General features: G+C 49.7%; 11 protein-coding genes and 1 tRNA gene. 6 read left to right on the forward strand and 6 right to left on the reverse strand.

The window, feature by feature from the left end; all coding sequences use genetic code 11:
• Window positions 1-3: 3 nt before the first annotated feature.
• Both ATHL_RS07320 and ATHL_RS07325 read right to left on the reverse strand, forming a co-directional pair.
• Window positions 4-1,776: an ABC transporter ATP-binding protein gene (locus ATHL_RS07320; RefSeq protein ID WP_062191604.1), complete on the reverse strand. Its 1,773-nt coding sequence runs from the start codon at window positions 1,774-1,776 to the stop codon at window positions 4-6.
• Entirely contained in the window at window positions 1,773-3,911 is a 2,139-nt protein-coding gene (locus ATHL_RS07325) for a Tex family protein (RefSeq protein ID WP_062191607.1), read from the reverse strand. Before ATHL_RS07325 ends, ATHL_RS07320 begins: the two co-directional genes overlap by 4 nt.
• A gap of 209 nt (window positions 3,912-4,120) precedes the next feature.
• Here ATHL_RS07325 and ATHL_RS07330 point away from each other — a divergent pair.
• The 6 genes from ATHL_RS07330 (at window position 4,121) to ATHL_RS07355 (ending at window position 8,805) form a co-directional block, all read left to right on the forward strand.
• Window positions 4,121-4,193 (forward strand) — tRNA-Arg (locus tag ATHL_RS07330).
• A 71-nt stretch (window positions 4,194-4,264) separates the two neighbouring features.
• The gene (locus ATHL_RS07335; protein WP_062191610.1) at window positions 4,265-4,678 is read left to right on the forward strand and encodes an Hsp20/alpha crystallin family protein; all 414 of its coding nucleotides are present in this window, start codon (window positions 4,265-4,267) and stop codon (window positions 4,676-4,678) included.
• Between the two features lie 201 nt (window positions 4,679-4,879).
• On the forward strand, window positions 4,880-5,293 hold the full coding sequence (locus ATHL_RS07340; protein WP_062191610.1) for an Hsp20/alpha crystallin family protein: 414 nt from the start codon (window positions 4,880-4,882) through the stop codon (window positions 5,291-5,293).
• 113 nt (window positions 5,294-5,406) lie between these two features.
• On the forward strand, window positions 5,407-7,953 hold the full coding sequence (gene lon, locus ATHL_RS07345) for an endopeptidase La (RefSeq protein ID WP_062192354.1): 2,547 nt from the start codon (window positions 5,407-5,409) through the stop codon (window positions 7,951-7,953).
• Window positions 7,943-8,299: a response regulator gene (locus ATHL_RS07350; protein ID WP_062191613.1), complete on the forward strand. Its 357-nt coding sequence runs from the start codon at window positions 7,943-7,945 to the stop codon at window positions 8,297-8,299. Before lon ends, ATHL_RS07350 begins: the two co-directional genes overlap by 11 nt.
• Window positions 8,296-8,805: a MogA/MoaB family molybdenum cofactor biosynthesis protein gene (locus ATHL_RS07355; RefSeq protein WP_114679475.1), complete on the forward strand. Its 510-nt coding sequence runs from the start codon at window positions 8,296-8,298 to the stop codon at window positions 8,803-8,805. The genes ATHL_RS07350 and ATHL_RS07355 overlap by 4 nt, the downstream gene beginning before the upstream one ends.
• 21 nt (window positions 8,806-8,826) lie before the next feature.
• Here ATHL_RS07355 and ATHL_RS07360 read toward each other — a convergent pair whose 3' ends face one another.
• Genes ATHL_RS07360 through ATHL_RS07375 form a run of 4 tightly spaced genes read right to left on the reverse strand, consistent with a single transcriptional unit; the run spans window position 8,827 to window position 15,100 of the window.
• Window positions 8,827-10,131 (reverse strand): DUF58 domain-containing protein, encoded by a 1,305-nt coding sequence (locus tag ATHL_RS07360; protein WP_062191616.1) that lies wholly within the window; start codon window positions 10,129-10,131, stop codon window positions 8,827-8,829.
• Window positions 10,132-10,136: 5 nt separating this feature from the next.
• Entirely contained in the window at window positions 10,137-11,108 is a 972-nt protein-coding gene (locus tag ATHL_RS07365) for an AAA family ATPase (RefSeq protein WP_114679476.1), read from the reverse strand.
• Between the two features lie 21 nt (window positions 11,109-11,129).
• On the reverse strand, window positions 11,130-13,496 hold the full coding sequence (locus ATHL_RS07370) for a YfhO family protein (protein ID WP_062191618.1): 2,367 nt from the start codon (window positions 13,494-13,496) through the stop codon (window positions 11,130-11,132).
• Window positions 13,493-15,100: a hypothetical protein gene (locus ATHL_RS07375; protein ID WP_062191621.1), complete on the reverse strand. Its 1,608-nt coding sequence runs from the start codon at window positions 15,098-15,100 to the stop codon at window positions 13,493-13,495. The genes ATHL_RS07370 and ATHL_RS07375 overlap by 4 nt, the downstream gene beginning before the upstream one ends.
• Window positions 15,101-15,115 lie beyond the last annotated feature (15 nt).

Genomic DNA, 15,115 nt, shown 5'->3' on the forward strand with positions numbered 1-15,115 from the left:
AGTTTACTCACTAAAAATTCGCCGATAGATTTCGGATGTCTTCATCAGCTGGTCATGTGTTCCGATAGCAGCCACCCGCCCTTTTCGCATCACCAGAATCAGATCCGCCCATCGAATCTGAGAGAGGCGATGCGTGATGATAAAAGTTGTCCGCCCCTGGGCCGCACGGAAGATGGCCCGTTGAATTTTATCTTCCGTCGCACTGTCAATCGCACTGGTTGAGTCATCCAGAATAAGGATGCGGGGATTCGTCAGGAAGGCCCTCGCGAGCGCAATCCGCTGACGTTGTCCGCCTGAAAGGGTTACTCCCCGCTCACCAACCACTGTTTCATACCCATCTGCAAACGATCGGATGAACTCATCTGCCTGAGCCAGCCTTGCCGCTTCTTCAATTTCTTCACGAGTCGCCCCGGGTTTTCCAAAGGCTATATTCTCAGCTATCGTCCTTGAGAAAAGAAAAATATCCTGTTCAATGATGGAAATATTCCTGCGTAAAGCCTCCAGATTCCAATCCCGCACATCGATCCCGTCAACCAAAACCTGTCCTCTGGTTACATCGTAGATGCGATTAATCAATTTGACCAGAGTGGTTTTACCAGAACCTGTTTGCCCGACAATGGCAACCGTTTTACCAGCCTCGATCTGGAATGATATATCTTGAAGAAGATCCTCCTCCCCCTGAGTATTCTGATAAGAAAAAGAGACGTTGCGAAATTCAACCTCTCCCTTCATAGGGCCAGCATAACCAGCGATATTCTGGTCAAGATTATTTTCACGATTCATCAGCTCAAGGATCCGGCGTGCACCCGACATTCCCAGAGAGATTTGCGAATAAGCCCAGAGCGAAGTGAAAGTTGGAAAGTCAAGCATCAGAAGAATACCAAAATACCCGACCACATCACCCAGGTTGAGAATCCCCTGACGATACAGTAAAAGTGCGTGGAGTAACCCACCGGCCAGGGCAATACTCAACAGCAGAAGAGGAAGAAAACGTGCTTCGATATCTCCCTGTCTAACGGAAGCATCTCGATAACGTTGCACGTTTTCTGAAAACCGACCCACCTCCGATTCTTCCTGTGAAGCTCCTTTAACCGTTTCTATCCCTTCCAGAGCCTCTGCCAGCCTGGAATTGAGCACCCCAAACGTCGCACGTACTGAGTCGGTCACGGGTCTCAAGGACCGTAAGTATTCTCGAAGAGTAACAATATAAGCGATTACAAACAAAACTGGGGTAAGTAACAGGCTCGGATGGTAACGGGGAGCAACGAGTAAAGGCATGATTAAAAAAATCAAAGATCCCACCACAAGGTTTAAACCCGGGCTGAACATAAAATTTACTTCTCGAACATCATTGCTGGCCCGTGCCATGGTATCCCCTACCGGTTGAAGGTTGTGGAAAGTCATGCTCTTACCAAGGAGATTGATATAGAGCTCGTTTCGCACATCCCGTTCTATTTTTTGCGCTAAAAGCTCCGAACCAAAGTTCCTCCCAAACTGCAACAGGCCCCGAAGCAGAGAAGCCAGTCCAATCCAAAATGCCAGCTTTGCCAGGGTGGACAGATCAGGCGGGGTTGCAAGGACAGCATTAAAAGCTCGCCCGATCATTGTTTGTACCAGGGCTAGAAAACCCGCGTTTCCCACCGCTCCACCGATAATCAGCAACCAGAGCGGCCATTTGGTAACCGCGTGCGAGAGTATCCAAAGAACCGGAGAGCTTCGATTAGTACGATATGGTAAAGGAAGAGAAAACTCCCCCACTGATGAATTTCCATTCATGCCGTTTCTCCAGCCCATGACAGAGAGATTCGCCCACGCTCTATATCGACCTGAATCACCTCAACATCAATAATCGCTCCTGTATGAAGTGTCAGAGAATGGGGTATTTGGCTCCGATGAAGTAAGCCATCCTGTTTGACTCCTATGTCTACAAAAGCTCCAAAATCGACCACATTTCTAACCGTTCCCTTCAATCGCATCCCGGGTCGTAAATCTTCCATTGATAGCACATCACTGCGCAGAATGGGGGCCGGGTGGTCCTCTCTTGGATCTCGGCCGGGCCGTAAAAGCTGCTCAACAATATCACTTAGAGTAAATGAGCCAATCCCAACCTGTTTCGCGATGGCATCGATGGATGATTGTTGAAGTAATCCTTGCAGGGCTGGTCTGATCTGTCCAGGATCGGCACTCTGCTTCACTCCGGCAAGAGCCAGAACAGCTTTTGCCGCCGGATAACTCTCCGGGTGAATCGCCGTTGCATCCAGGTGCTCGCTTCCTCCATGAATTCTTAAAAAGCCAGCGGCTTGCTCAAAGGCTTTTTCGCCCAAACCGGGCACCTTTTTCAGTTCGTCCCGGCTTCGAAACGCACCGTGTTCATTCCGGTAAGCCACTATTTTATCCGCCAGTCGGGGGCCAATGCCAGATACATAAGTCAGCAACGCTGGTGATGCCGTGTTAACATCAACCCCTACCTGATTCACCACACTTTCCACCACCGAATGAAGAGCCCGGCCAAGCTCTCCTTGATCCACATCATGTTGATACATCCCGACCCCGATGGATTTGGGATCTATCTTGACCAGTTCCGCAAGAGCATCTTGAGCACGCCGGGCGATGGAGACCGCTCCGCGAAGAGAAACATCCAGGCCAGGTAATTCCTCTCTTGCCAACGGACTGGCGCTGTAAACGCTGGCTCCCGCTTCATTGACGATCAAGTAGCACACCCCCTCCACTTCCCGGATCAACTCAGCGACTAAACGTTCTGTTTCTCGTGAGGCAGTGCCATTTCCGATGGTTATCAGATTAATATGATATTTATTGACCCAGTGTTTTAATTCCCTGAGCGACTCAGCCCATTGTTTCTGGGGTTCATGCGGATAAATCGTTCCCGTGGTAAGGACCTTACCAGTTGGATCTACCACCGCAATTTTACAGCCCGTTCTAAAGCCCGGATCGATACCAAGAATCGTCTTCCCTTTCAACGGTGGTTGCAGGAGAAGGGCCCGTAAATTATCCTGAAACACCTTCAGGGCATGACTCCAGGCAGCTTCGGTAAGCTGCCGGCGAATATCTCGCTCGATTGCCGGAAGTAATAACCGCTCGGTGGCATCTTCAATAGCCAGTTCGAGTTGTCCGGCACAACCAGATTTCGGATCAGGCTTGAAAAAAGATTCTACAATTCCCCGCCAATCTCTTTCTTCAACCTGTACCTTAACCTTTAAAACCTTTTCGGCTTCTCCGCGATTAATCGCTAAAACCTGGTGTGGCCGCAAACGTTCAATTCTGCATTCAAAGGAGTAATAGAGTTCATACACCCGTTTCGGATCTTCTGCTTTTTCATTTTTTTCACAGAGTAAGTTACCCCATTGCCAGGCCTTGGCACGTAACTGTGCCCGTACCTCCGGGTGGTCACTGATCATCTCCGCCAGAATATCACGTGCACCCTGTAATGCCAGCTCGTGATTGTCGACTTTCTCATTCAAATATTTCGTTGCCGCCTCGACCAGGTCTACATTCCCTTTCGGTTGAGACAGGATCAATGTGGCAAGACCTTCCAACCCATTCTCTCGTGCAACCATGGCCCGTGTACGTCGTTTGGGTTTATAGGGCTGATATAAATCTTCCAGCTGGGTAAGGGTCTGAGCCTGATGAATCTGTTCTTTTAATTCCTCAGTTAATTTACCCTGTCCATCAATGGTCGCAAGGATTGTCTCCCTTCGTTCGTCAATAGCTTTCAGCTTTTCCAACCAGTCTTGAATTTGCCGAAGTTGCTCTTCATCGAGTAAACCCGTGGCTTCCTTTCGATAGCGAGCGACAAAAGGAATGGTATTTCCATCTTCAAGTAATAAAATAGCCGCTTCAACCTGTTGCGGGCGAACCTGGATTTTTTCAGCAATCAGATTAGCATAACTCATAAAAGCGTCTCCTGAAAATACAAGGATTTCATTCTATCACTAAACTGAAGTTCATTCTCACGTAAACCTTACCATCGGGGGCATTCACTTCATCCATTCTTTTGGTGTATAATCGGGTCATTGAACGAAACAATCAGTTCTCGGTCAGGGCAATGACGAGAATACCCATCGGTTAGACGGGGTGAAAACCGAAACTTGAAGTAAATGATGCCCCTGTAGCTCAATGGACAGAGCACCTGCCTTCTAAGCAGTTGGCTGAGAGTTCGAATCTCTCCAGGGGCGCTGAAGCTCCCAGGGAGACAGGTAAAGCTCATCAGGGATGTCCAGGGTTTTTTAGAAGTAGGAGGTGTTCTTTGATCACAATCACCCTTCGGCCGGCATCCGTTCGCAATCAGCACATGGTGGACCAGTCCAATTATATGTTAATCAACTGGCGCGTTTCAGGTTCTACACATATTTGGCGTCCGCCCACGGACGTTTTAGAATTAGAAGACCGCTATCTCGTCAGGGTAGAGATCGCTGGAATGGATGAGAAAGATTTCGATATCATCCTTGATCAGAACTACCTGACAATCAAAGGAGTCAGACCAGATATATCGGCCCGCCGGGCCTATCATCAAATGGAGATTAACTTCGGTGAATTTATTACCACCGTTGAAATACCCGGCCCCATCGAGCCGCAGGCAGTGATTGCAGAGTATAAAGCTGGTTTTTTATCCATCACCCTCCCCAAGGTAACCCCGAAACAAATACAAATCAATGGGTAAACCAATCTATGGCAGCATCGCGATGGAACACTGATCCAACAGATTTTTTTAGGTGGATTGAAGAAGAGGAAAACAACATTCGCTCAAACTTCTAAGCAGTTGGCTGAGAGTTCGAATCTCTCCAGGGGCGCTGAAGCTCCCAGGGAGACAGGTAAAGCTCATCAGGGATGTCCAGGGTTTTTTAGAAGTAGGAGGTGTTCTTTGATCACAATCACCCTTCGGCCGGCATCCGTTCGCAATCAGCACATGGTGGACCAGTCCAATTATATGTTAATCAACTGGCGCGTTTCAGGTTCTACACATATTTGGCGTCCGCCCACGGACGTTTTAGAATTAGAAGACCGCTATCTCGTCAGGGTAGAGATCGCTGGAATGGATGAGAAAGATTTCGATATCATCCTTGATCAGAACTACCTGACAATCAAAGGAGTCAGACCAGATATATCGGCCCGCCGGGCCTATCATCAAATGGAGATTAACTTCGGTGAATTTATTACCACCGTTGAAATACCCGGCCCCATCGAGCCGCAGGCAGTGATTGCAGAGTATAAAGCTGGTTTTTTATCCATCACCCTCCCCAAGGTAACCCCGAAACAAATACAAATCAATGGGTAAACCAATCTATGGCAGCATCGCGATGGAACACTGATCCAACAGATTTTTTTAGGTGGATTGAAGAAGAGGAAAACAACATTCGCTCAAACTTCTCGGATTTAATTTTACAATTTATGGGTGAGCAATCCCAGAATAGGGGAACGATATCCGAGTCCAATGAGGATTCTCTGGGCCAGGATTCACCCGCGATTCCCATTCCAGGAAACCTTCCCATCCTTCCTTTACGAGGATTGGTTGTTTACCCGCAAACAGCTGTTCCTCTTACCATTGGACAACCACGTTCTATCAAACTGGTGGATGATGTCGTCATCGGCGAAAAGCTTATCGGGCTTGTGACGGCAAAAAACCCCGAATTGGAAAACCCCGGTCCCGAAGACCTGTATTCGGTTGGTACCGTCGCTATTGTTCACCGCATGTTTCGGGCACCCGATGGGACAATCCGCCTCCTTGTGCAGGGCATCAGCCGCTTCAGGCTCGGTGAGTTTACCCAGATAGAGCCTTACCTGAGGGCTAACATTACCGTCAGCCCTGAAACCATCGAAGAAGGGCTGGAGATCGAAGCCCTGGCTCGTAATGCCCGTGAACAATTCATTCATATTGCAGAAATGATCCCTTCTTTCCCAAGGGAGATCATTGCCGGTATTAATTCCATTGAAGACCCGTTGCAAACAGTTTACACCATCGCTAATTTCCAGCGTATGGACCTGGCCGAAGCCCAGGCCCTCCTGGAAATCGACTCGGTTACCGAAAAACTTCATAAACTGGTCGCCATCCTCGCTCGCGAAAGCGAAGTTCTCGAACTGGGGCAAAAAATCCAAAACGAAGCCCGTTCTGAAATCGAAAAAATGCAACGGGAATATTTCCTTCGAGAACAATTGAAAGCTATCCAGAAAGAACTCGGCGAAGGAGACGAACAGGCAGCGGATATTGAAGAATTCCGCCGGAAAATTGAGACCTCCGGCATGAGCGAAGAGGCCGAAAAACAGGCGCGCAGGGAACTTGAACGGTTATCGCGTCTTCCCACTGCTGCCGCAGAATATGGCGTCATTCGTACCTACCTGGACTGGCTCGTGTCTCTTCCATGGAATAAAGCCACTGAAGATAATCTGGATATTGCCCATGCAAGGGCAGTGTTGAATGAGGATCATTACGGTCTGGAAGATGTCAAAGAACGAATTCTGGAATTCCTTGCAGTCCGAAAACTCCGGTTAGAACGCCAGGAAGGCACCTCAGAACAATCCCTGCCCCGAGACCGCATCCGACGTGAGCGTGAGGGGGTGATTCTGTGTTTTGTGGGGCCTCCCGGGGTTGGTAAAACCTCCCTTGGACAATCGATCGCGCGTGCACTCGGGCGTAAATTTATTCGCATCTCTCTGGGTGGAGTACGTGACGAAGCTGAGATTCGTGGGCATCGGCGTACATATATCGGAGCAATGCCCGGCCGGATCCTTCAAGCTCTCCGTCGGGTAGAATCACGTAACCCGGTCTTCATGATGGATGAGATCGACAAACTCGGCTACGATTTTCGAGGAGACCCATCCAGCGCACTTCTTGAGGTTCTTGACCCCGAACAAAATTATGATTTCCGTGATAACTACCTGGAAGTGGGCTTCGATTTGTCTCAGGTCATGTTCATCACAACCGCCAACCAGTTAGAAACGATCCCCCCTCCACTTCTGGATCGCATGGAAGTCATTCGAATCTCAGGCTATACCGAACGAGAAAAACTGGAAATTGCCCGGCATTACCTCATCCCCCGTCAACTTCTTGAAAATGGTCTTCAAGCTGGAGAAGTCCATTTCACAGATGAGGCCATTCTAACCATCATTCGCTCCTATACCCGCGAAGCCGGTGTTCGGAACCTGGAACGTGAGATTGGTGCTGTGTGTCGGAAAATCGCCACTCGCATTGCCGAAAAGGGTGAAACCCCAACCGAAATCACTGAAACTCTGGTCAGAGAGTTCCTGGGACGCCCTAAGTACCTGGGAAGCGAAGAGGTTTCTATTCGTACCTCACAACCCGGTGTGGCGACAGGCCTCGCATGGACACCGGTTGGTGGTGATATCCTCTTCATTGAAGCCACGCGTATGCCCGGAGGGAAGGGATTTACTGTTACCGGTTCCATCGGGAATGTCATGCAAGAATCAGCCCGTGCCGCTCTGTCACTCGTGCGTTCACGCAGTGAGCATTACAATATTCCGGCAAACTTCTTTGAAAATTCCGATATCCATGTTCATGTTCCTGCCGGGGCACAACCCAAAGACGGCCCATCTGCAGGCGTAGCCATTGTCACCGCGCTGGTTTCCTTACTGACGAATCGGCCGGTCAAATCGGATGTAGGGATGACTGGAGAAATCACTCTACGTGGTCAGGTACTTCCCGTAGGTGGTATTAAAGAAAAAATTCTGGCCGCCCATCGGGCAGGCCTTAAAAAAGTCATCCTTCCTAAATTCAATGAAGCTGACCTGGATGATATACCTGACGAGATCCGACAAGCTATGCAATTTGTCCTTGTCGATCAAATCGACGAAGTCCTCGACCATGCCCTTGAACCGGCACCGGTAGAGCAGGACTCAACTCCGGCCTCTATTGAAAAAAGCCCTTCTCCTAAAAAGTCCAGAAAAAGAAAGGCCGCTGCCGATGAAGGTAATGCTGGTTGACGACGACCGAACCATGCGTTCTCTGTTAACGACTTTGTTAGAAATAGAAAAGTTCGAAGTCGTAGCTTCCGAGGATTTGCGTCAGGGAAATCTTCTCGAACAAATCCGTTCTGAAAAACCCGATGTTCTTATCATGGATATTTTCCTGCGAGACATCAATGGATTGGATATCCTGCGCGCCTTACGGAAAGACCATGACCTTGCTTATATTAAAGTGATGATGACTTCAGGCACCGCCATGCAGGAAGAGTGTATTTCTGCCGGGGCCGATGCCTTTCTACTGAAGCCATACATGCCAGATGACTTACTTCGTCTGATCCGACAGGTGCGACAACCCCAGCAATGAGCCTGAGAGTTTCAATCCTGACTGTATCCGATCGCTCTGCGCAGGGTATCCGTCCCGACTCGGCCGGGCCGGTTCTGGTGAGTGCATGTCAGGAACGAAATTGGAACGTGGTAGAAACAGACATTGTGCCGGACGAGTTCCATCAAATCCAGTCCAAATTGATACAATGGTGCCAGTCCGGTGAAGTAGATGTGATCCTCACTACCGGAGGAACAGGGTTCTCTCCTCGCGACATCACCCCCGAGGCTACACTTGGTATCCTCGATCGTCAGGCTCCTGGTCTCGCCGAAGCGATGCGTCTGGAGAGCTTAAAAATTACCCCCTATGCGATGCTGTCCCGGAGTGTATGTGGTATTCGGGGGAAGACCATCATCATTAATCTACCGGGCAGTCCAAAAGCCGCCCTCGAAAACTTTCTCACCGTCGCCCCTGTGCTTCCACACGCAGTTCATTTACTTCAAGATTCCCCCTCTTCTGAAGCCGAGCATAGAAACCTTCCAGCGTAAATCATCCGGGCTCTCTTAAAATTAAACCAGACTCTCGAGACAATCCCTTAAAGGAATCCCATGGCGTACCACAATCACCGGAATGTTACGCCGCTTAATTCGATTGAGAAAAACCCCGGTTGGGATAGATGATCCAAAAGATTCCCCATCAATAAATACCATCACCGGGCGAAGTCGCCGCATTAAAAGCGCATCAATTGCCAGTTCCACGTCGTTCCGGACGGACGAAGTGATTAAAACCACCGTTGATGCGCGGGGTAACTGGGGAGCCTCAGTCTCTACAAGACCTGCCAGGGGAATACTCCCATTGGCTTTCAGGAAACTCAAATTCTCAAGGATCTTATTCAATTGCCGTTCTCCACGCTCTGGGGCCATCACCAGGGTGACCTCACTGGCGCACACTATTCCGACTGCCCGCCCCATTCGTAAATAGAAATCTGCGATCGATCCGGCAGCACTCACACAATACTCAAAGGTATCCATAGGCAACTGAAAACGCAGCTCGGTGCGCCGCAACCAGATTTGATCAACTCTCGGGGGCGGGGTTGCATCTTCTCGCGCAAAGTGAACCTCACGGTCTGCATCGATAAAAATCCACACATCAGCCTGCGGGTCTTGTTCAAACTCTTTCACCATCAAACGATCTTTTCTCGCAGAAGTTGGCCAGTGGATGGAGCGTAACGCATCGCCGGGAATATATTCGCGCACTCCTGCAGCCTGTGGAGTCACCTCGGTGGCCTTCTGAAGAATCGCTTTTCCGCCGGGAAATTGCCCCCCGGGCGAGGGAAACCGATCAAGCTTGACGACATAAGGCAATACCAGTAATTCTTTATCACCGGCCAAAATTCGGCTTTTCCGAAAAAGCCCGAATGGGTCCCCGGATGATAAAATGGTTGGCCCAAGGCGAAAAGCCCCCCGTCGATTGAGTAATGTATACGACACATAGCTTCTCTGCTGATTGGGCCCAATGAGAGACAAAACCCGCGAGCCGGCACTCCCCGGCAGGCCTGACTCGTCTCGAACTTCCAGCCACAACCGCGAAAAAGGCAAACGATTGTTGATGCGAAAACGTTCCTCAAAAATCTGCCCCACCTGATGACGCAACACACGGGCTTCTCGGCGGATTGACACTGCTGTCAATGAAAAAGAGGCCCAGACCCAGCTTACCAGGATTAATCCGACACACATCACGATAATCCGGGTAAAGATCCGAATATCCGTATTCGGCGCTGGTGCAGGGAAGAGAGCCGTTGGAACAAAAAGGCTGCCCAGAACCGCCAGCGCAAGCAGGATAAAAATTGCCCAGAATGTTTTCCCTACACTCATTCGCTTTAGACTTTACTCAATAAACCGCCTGGTACGGGGAGGTTCTGCACAATCTCTTTGACAATTTGCGCTGCAGTGAGGTTTTTCAAACGAGCTGCCGGATTGATGACAATTCGATGCGCCAGGACAAATTCCGAAAGCGCTTTGATATCATCGGGTAATACATAATCTCTACCATCCAGCGCCGCTCTTACCTGCCCGGCGCGAAACAGCCCCAGGCTACCACGTGGACTCGCTCCGAGGTATACATCCTGATTGTCTCTCGTGGCGCGCGTCAAATCCACAATATACCGCTTGACTGCCGGAGAAACAAACACCTGCTTGACGGCCTCCTGCATTTGGGTAAGCTCATCAACCGATACCACCGGTTGAATGGCATTAATGGGGTGCTCAAATTGCTGTTCTTCCATGATCTTCATTTCATCATCCGCCGATGGATACCCCAACCGGATTCGCAACAAGAAGCGGTCAAGTTGCGCTTCAGGTAGCGGAAAGGTACCTTCATATTCGATGGGATTCTGGGTGGCCATCACCATGAAAGGACGAAGCAGTGGGTGCGTTACCCCGTCCACTGTAACCTGGTGTTCTTCCATGGCTTCCAACAGAGCTGATTGAGTTTTGGGTGTTGCACGATTAATTTCATCCGCAAGGATCACTTGGGCATTGATCGGACCCGGCCGATACTCGAAGTCCCGTGTCATCTGATTAAAAATTGAAACCCCGGTAACATCACTTGGAAGCATGTCGGGCGTGAACTGGATTCGGTTGAACGAGCACCCCAGTGACTTTGCCAGTGCACGTGCCAGCATGGTCTTTCCTACTCCAGGAACATCTTCAATCAGCATGTGTCCCTGACAGAGAAGCCCGATAATCGTATGTTCAAGAACCTGGCGTTTACCAACAATAACTTTTTCCAGGTTCCCGATTAACTTTTGGCCAAAGGCCTGCACGTCCGCCACAGTCAACGTTCTTTCCATTTTCTGATTCTCCGATGCGCCTCAACCTGTACCGATAGCAGCCCATTTTGAACGCTGCCGCCGGATAACGAATATTCCAAACGTAATGATCATAAGTATACTCAATATTAATCCAATTCGAAACGACCAGGGCTGATATTCCAGCCAGATGGTATGGTCACCCGCAGGAACAAATATCGCCATGAAAAGGTAATCGCCCCGGTAGATAACAGCCTTGGTTTGGTCGATCTTTGCTGTCCATCCAGGGTACCAGACCTGAGATACTCTGATCCATCCGTCCTGTTCTGTAGACAGGTAAACACGCCATTTCCCTGCATTTCCTTCGATGGAAAATTCTTTGACCTGGGTCTGATCACAATCCTTTCCCTGAGCACCGATTCCCTCCACAACCAGCATTTGGTTGCTGAAATCATTGAGGACCATCTTCTGCAACGCTTCTTCTTCCGTCGAAGCCCCAACCGCACAAGAAAACCAGGTCACTCCACTCCCGGTGTCCGTGCGCATCAGTCTGATCCCTCCGGCAGCCTTCGACTCTGGCACCTCAATCAACCCAACATTCATTCTGGAAAGCATCCTTTCCTGTTGGTGAAGGGGACCTTTTTCAAGCATGTCGATCCACTCTTTATATCGCCCGGGCACCAATGGATCGAAATTGTTGACACTGGCAATCTCTTCCAGTAAGTTGAGATTGGGGAGTAAAACTTCCCGCATCGAAAGCCATGTATCGCCATTCTTTTCACGATAATCGGCCATTCTAAAAAAGCGATCGAACTTGAGGTGGTATTCATCCTGGCTATGGAGATAAATCCGTTTACCGTTAAGGCTCTCGCGAATCCATTGGGAATTTGAGGTCATTTGAGAGTAAAACGTCGCGTCAACAACAGGTACAACCGTTTGCCCGGCCAAGAATAGATCACTCAACACCCATAAGAACACTGCTCCCTGCCACCATCGCTCTCCTCGCCTGTTCGCGAACAGAGTCAGAACCACTACCCCCAGTGCCCAGAAACCAGTCATTGCCATGGATTGGATAAAGGTAGCTTTCACGTTGGGAAGCAAGAAAGCAGTGATTCCGGCCCCAAGAGTGATGGCAAATGCCCCTGCACCACTCAACCGCAGCCAGTAAAGCCCTCTGCCAGAAGGCTTTTTCCAGCTATCTACCCCGTGAGCGGCCAAAAGCGTCATACTGAAGGCCAGCCAGATTAAATATCGCGCTGGTGCCTGGAACATATTAAACGTGGGCACGTACCGATAGAAGAATACAAAAACAGGGGTGTTTTTCCCAAGCGCGAAGATCAAGGCCACCAGATTAATCCCCCAGAGCAGGCGCAAGACAAAAGGATTCAAAAATCCATGTACGGGGGAGTGCGATCGGTTTCTGAATACCTCTTTCAGGGTAGAACATGCCAGAATCAGAGGTAGAACTCCAAGGTAGGCGTGATCTTCCCAAAAACTGGCATATCCCCAGTAAGTACCCGTACCCGGGTTTCCAAAAAAGAAAGGTGAGGCCAGGGTAATCAGGCGCCAGGGCCAGAATGAATAGGTCATCGCTTCTTCAAAACCAACCTGGCTGGCACGTTGCGATTGCAATAAATACTCTGCCGTGGGTATTAGTTGAATAGCAGCTATAAGAGCCGCACACATCACCGAGCCTGTAAAGGTGAGAATACCCTTCCACACCTTCCTGTTAGAACGTTTCTGCCATATTCCCGCTAGCAACCAGATCGTAGCAAGCTGTAATGTATACCAGGACAACTGGGCGTGTCCGGCCAGAAGCTGCAAGCTAATACACACTACCAATGGAAAATGAAACCACTGGACTTTCTCTTCCTTTGTTGGACTGGTTGTGGCAGGGCTGACGATTTCATCGGTAAACAGAATAATCCAGGGCAACCAGACCGCCGCCCAGATCATACTGATGAAACCCAGGCGGCCAATCAGGTATCCTCCCATAGCAAAGGCCATTCCTCCAACCACCTGGGCCATCCGGCTCCCCCCCAAACGGCGAATGAGAGCAGCCGCACCCCATCCCCCCCAGATAAGGTGAACCATGCTCATAAATGTAAAACCCCGGGCCACCCCTTCTACACCATACCAGATTCCTGAGAGAAGAATGACCAGATTGGGTGGATAAAAAAAGGCGCTCTGATAATTGGCAAGTAAAGGAGCCCCCATTCCATTGAACCCATTCCATAAAGGGACAGTTCCATGAGTTATCTGCCTGATTCCTTCCATCCACCAGGGCACAAACTGCAAAGCCGGGGTTCCCCAAAAAAGGACCTGGCCAAAAATCAACGGCTTTCCGATTAGAAGGACTGGTCCTGTGGCGATAGCCAGTCGAACGGCCCACTCAGACTGAAGCGATGGTTTCAGTGCCTTAATGTTCATGGCAATAGCCCAACCCGATAAATATGATATCCACCCTCTGAATAAACCTCTTCCAGGTACCTGTCTTTCGCTGGATTCCAACCACCGGGCACCTGTTCAAGAGGCCCCCAAAAAATATACTCATACCCACCCTGCTTTATAAAGGTTTCCCGGTCCTTTTCATTCAACCGACCACTCCAGAAAGCATTCACTGTCGGCAAAAGATTCTTTAATCCCAGGCTTTCAGGCCCATGCCCGATCGGTACTCTCACCGGTACAAAGGCTGGCAAAACGGTGGATGTTTCATAAGATGCTAAAACTGCAACCCCCGGTCTGATATGATCAGATAAAAAACGAAAAGCACGAACTTCACTTTCAGGGATGAAAAGCGGTCTGCCCGGGGCCAGTACGCTGAAGATTCCCCCTGCAACCAGCAGAAAGGTTGAGATGAGCCCGGAGCCAACCAGTGCGTAGAAAAAGGGTTTCCATCCCTTTTTCATCATTTCAATCCCTAGCATCCCCATAACTACTAACCCGACCCAGGTACCCTCCGGTAAACGCCGTTGGAGATTGTATGGAACATAGGCAAGAAACGGGAAAGCTGCCAGCCAACCACATAGAAAAAGCATTTTTACATCCAGCTCTCGCCATCGCCGATACAGAAAGAAAGCCACAGGAAGCATTACCGGGCCATAAGCCAGAAGGTAATCGCCCGGCGGTGGCGAAGGGAGAATATTCTGAGCCTGCCATCTATAAAGAAAGGGGTCGATTTGGAACGAAAGGAAATTGTACAAAACCATAGGGCTTGAAATAATACCCGCCAGAGCAACCTGACGGGCCCAGAATTTCCATTCATTCCAGGCATGGAAATGAAAAAACACGATTCTGAGGGTCAGAATCCCCAAAAAACCCGCCAGTGCTCCCCAGGCAGAAACGATTGCAAGTGGTTGAAAGAATCCCATCACAAACCACATTCCTCCCGCAATGATCGCGTCCTGCCATCGGCGCCCGCTCAACAGGCGAGCAAATCCCAGGATTAATAAACCACGCGCCCAGGGTAAATGGGCAATCGCCAGAGATCCCAGAAAACCGAACGTTTCGGGTGAATAAAACTCCAGAGGCATTGGCCCTTTCCATAATCCGGAAAGCCCCAACAAAGAAAAATACCCGAGCCCTCCCCCAAAAATGATCAGGATTAACGCCCATTTTCTTTCAGCTCCTTCGATGAAGAGAGAAAGAAACCGATCAACCGCCCAAATGGATAGTACAACACCGGTTAACCGTAACAGATGGTAAAGGATGACCATCTGTTCATACTGCCCCGGCGGTGAAGTTAACTTTCCAAGGAGTAAGTAAGGCAGATAGGCGATGAACCCCCTCTGGGGTTCGAGGGTATAAGGCGTCCTGAAGAGCCAGGCGCCGTGAGCGCCTGACAACATTTTAGCCAGATAAGAGAACCCATCCTCAGCAGCAATCAACAGGCCCGAGTAAATCCAGCCGTCTCCTGCAGAATGGATCCTGGCCATCTGAAATCCCAGCAGATAAGGCACACTGATAATACTTAGTGTAACTCCCGTGAACCACATCAGCCCTTTTTTTTCGGTGGCTACCACTGGATTGCTCATAAGGATCTTTCTCTA

Source organism: Anaerolinea thermolimosa, from assembly GCF_001050195.2.
In the GTDB taxonomy this organism is placed as follows: domain Bacteria; phylum Chloroflexota; class Anaerolineae; order Anaerolineales; family Anaerolineaceae; genus Anaerolinea; species Anaerolinea thermolimosa.

Bases quoted from the DNA above. Each gene is read 5' to 3' on its own strand.
- ATHL_RS07360 (WP_062191616.1), bottom strand. From the start codon at position 10,131: ATGAGTGTAGGGAAAACATTCTGGGCAATTTTTATCCTGCTTGCGCTG.
- ATHL_RS07370 (WP_062191618.1), bottom strand. From the start codon at position 13,496: ATGAACATTAAGGCACTGAAACCATCGCTTCAGTCTGAGTGGGCCGTT.
- ATHL_RS07350 (WP_062191613.1), top strand. From the start codon at position 7,943: ATGCTGGTTGACGACGACCGAACCATGCGTTCTCTGTTAACGACTTTG.
- ATHL_RS07325 (WP_062191607.1), bottom strand. From the start codon at position 3,911: ATGAGTTATGCTAATCTGATTGCTGAAAAAATCCAGGTTCGCCCGCAA.
- ATHL_RS07375 (WP_062191621.1), bottom strand. From the start codon at position 15,100: ATGAGCAATCCAGTGGTAGCCACCGAAAAAAAAGGGCTGATGTGGTTC.
- lon (WP_062192354.1), top strand. From the start codon at position 5,407: ATGGGTGAGCAATCCCAGAATAGGGGAACGATATCCGAGTCCAATGAG.
- ATHL_RS07355 (WP_114679475.1), top strand. From the start codon at position 8,296: ATGAGCCTGAGAGTTTCAATCCTGACTGTATCCGATCGCTCTGCGCAG.
- ATHL_RS07365 (WP_114679476.1), bottom strand. From the start codon at position 11,108: ATGGAAAGAACGTTGACTGTGGCGGACGTGCAGGCCTTTGGCCAAAAG.
- ATHL_RS07320 (WP_062191604.1), bottom strand. From the start codon at position 1,776: ATGAATGGAAATTCATCAGTGGGGGAGTTTTCTCTTCCTTTACCATAT.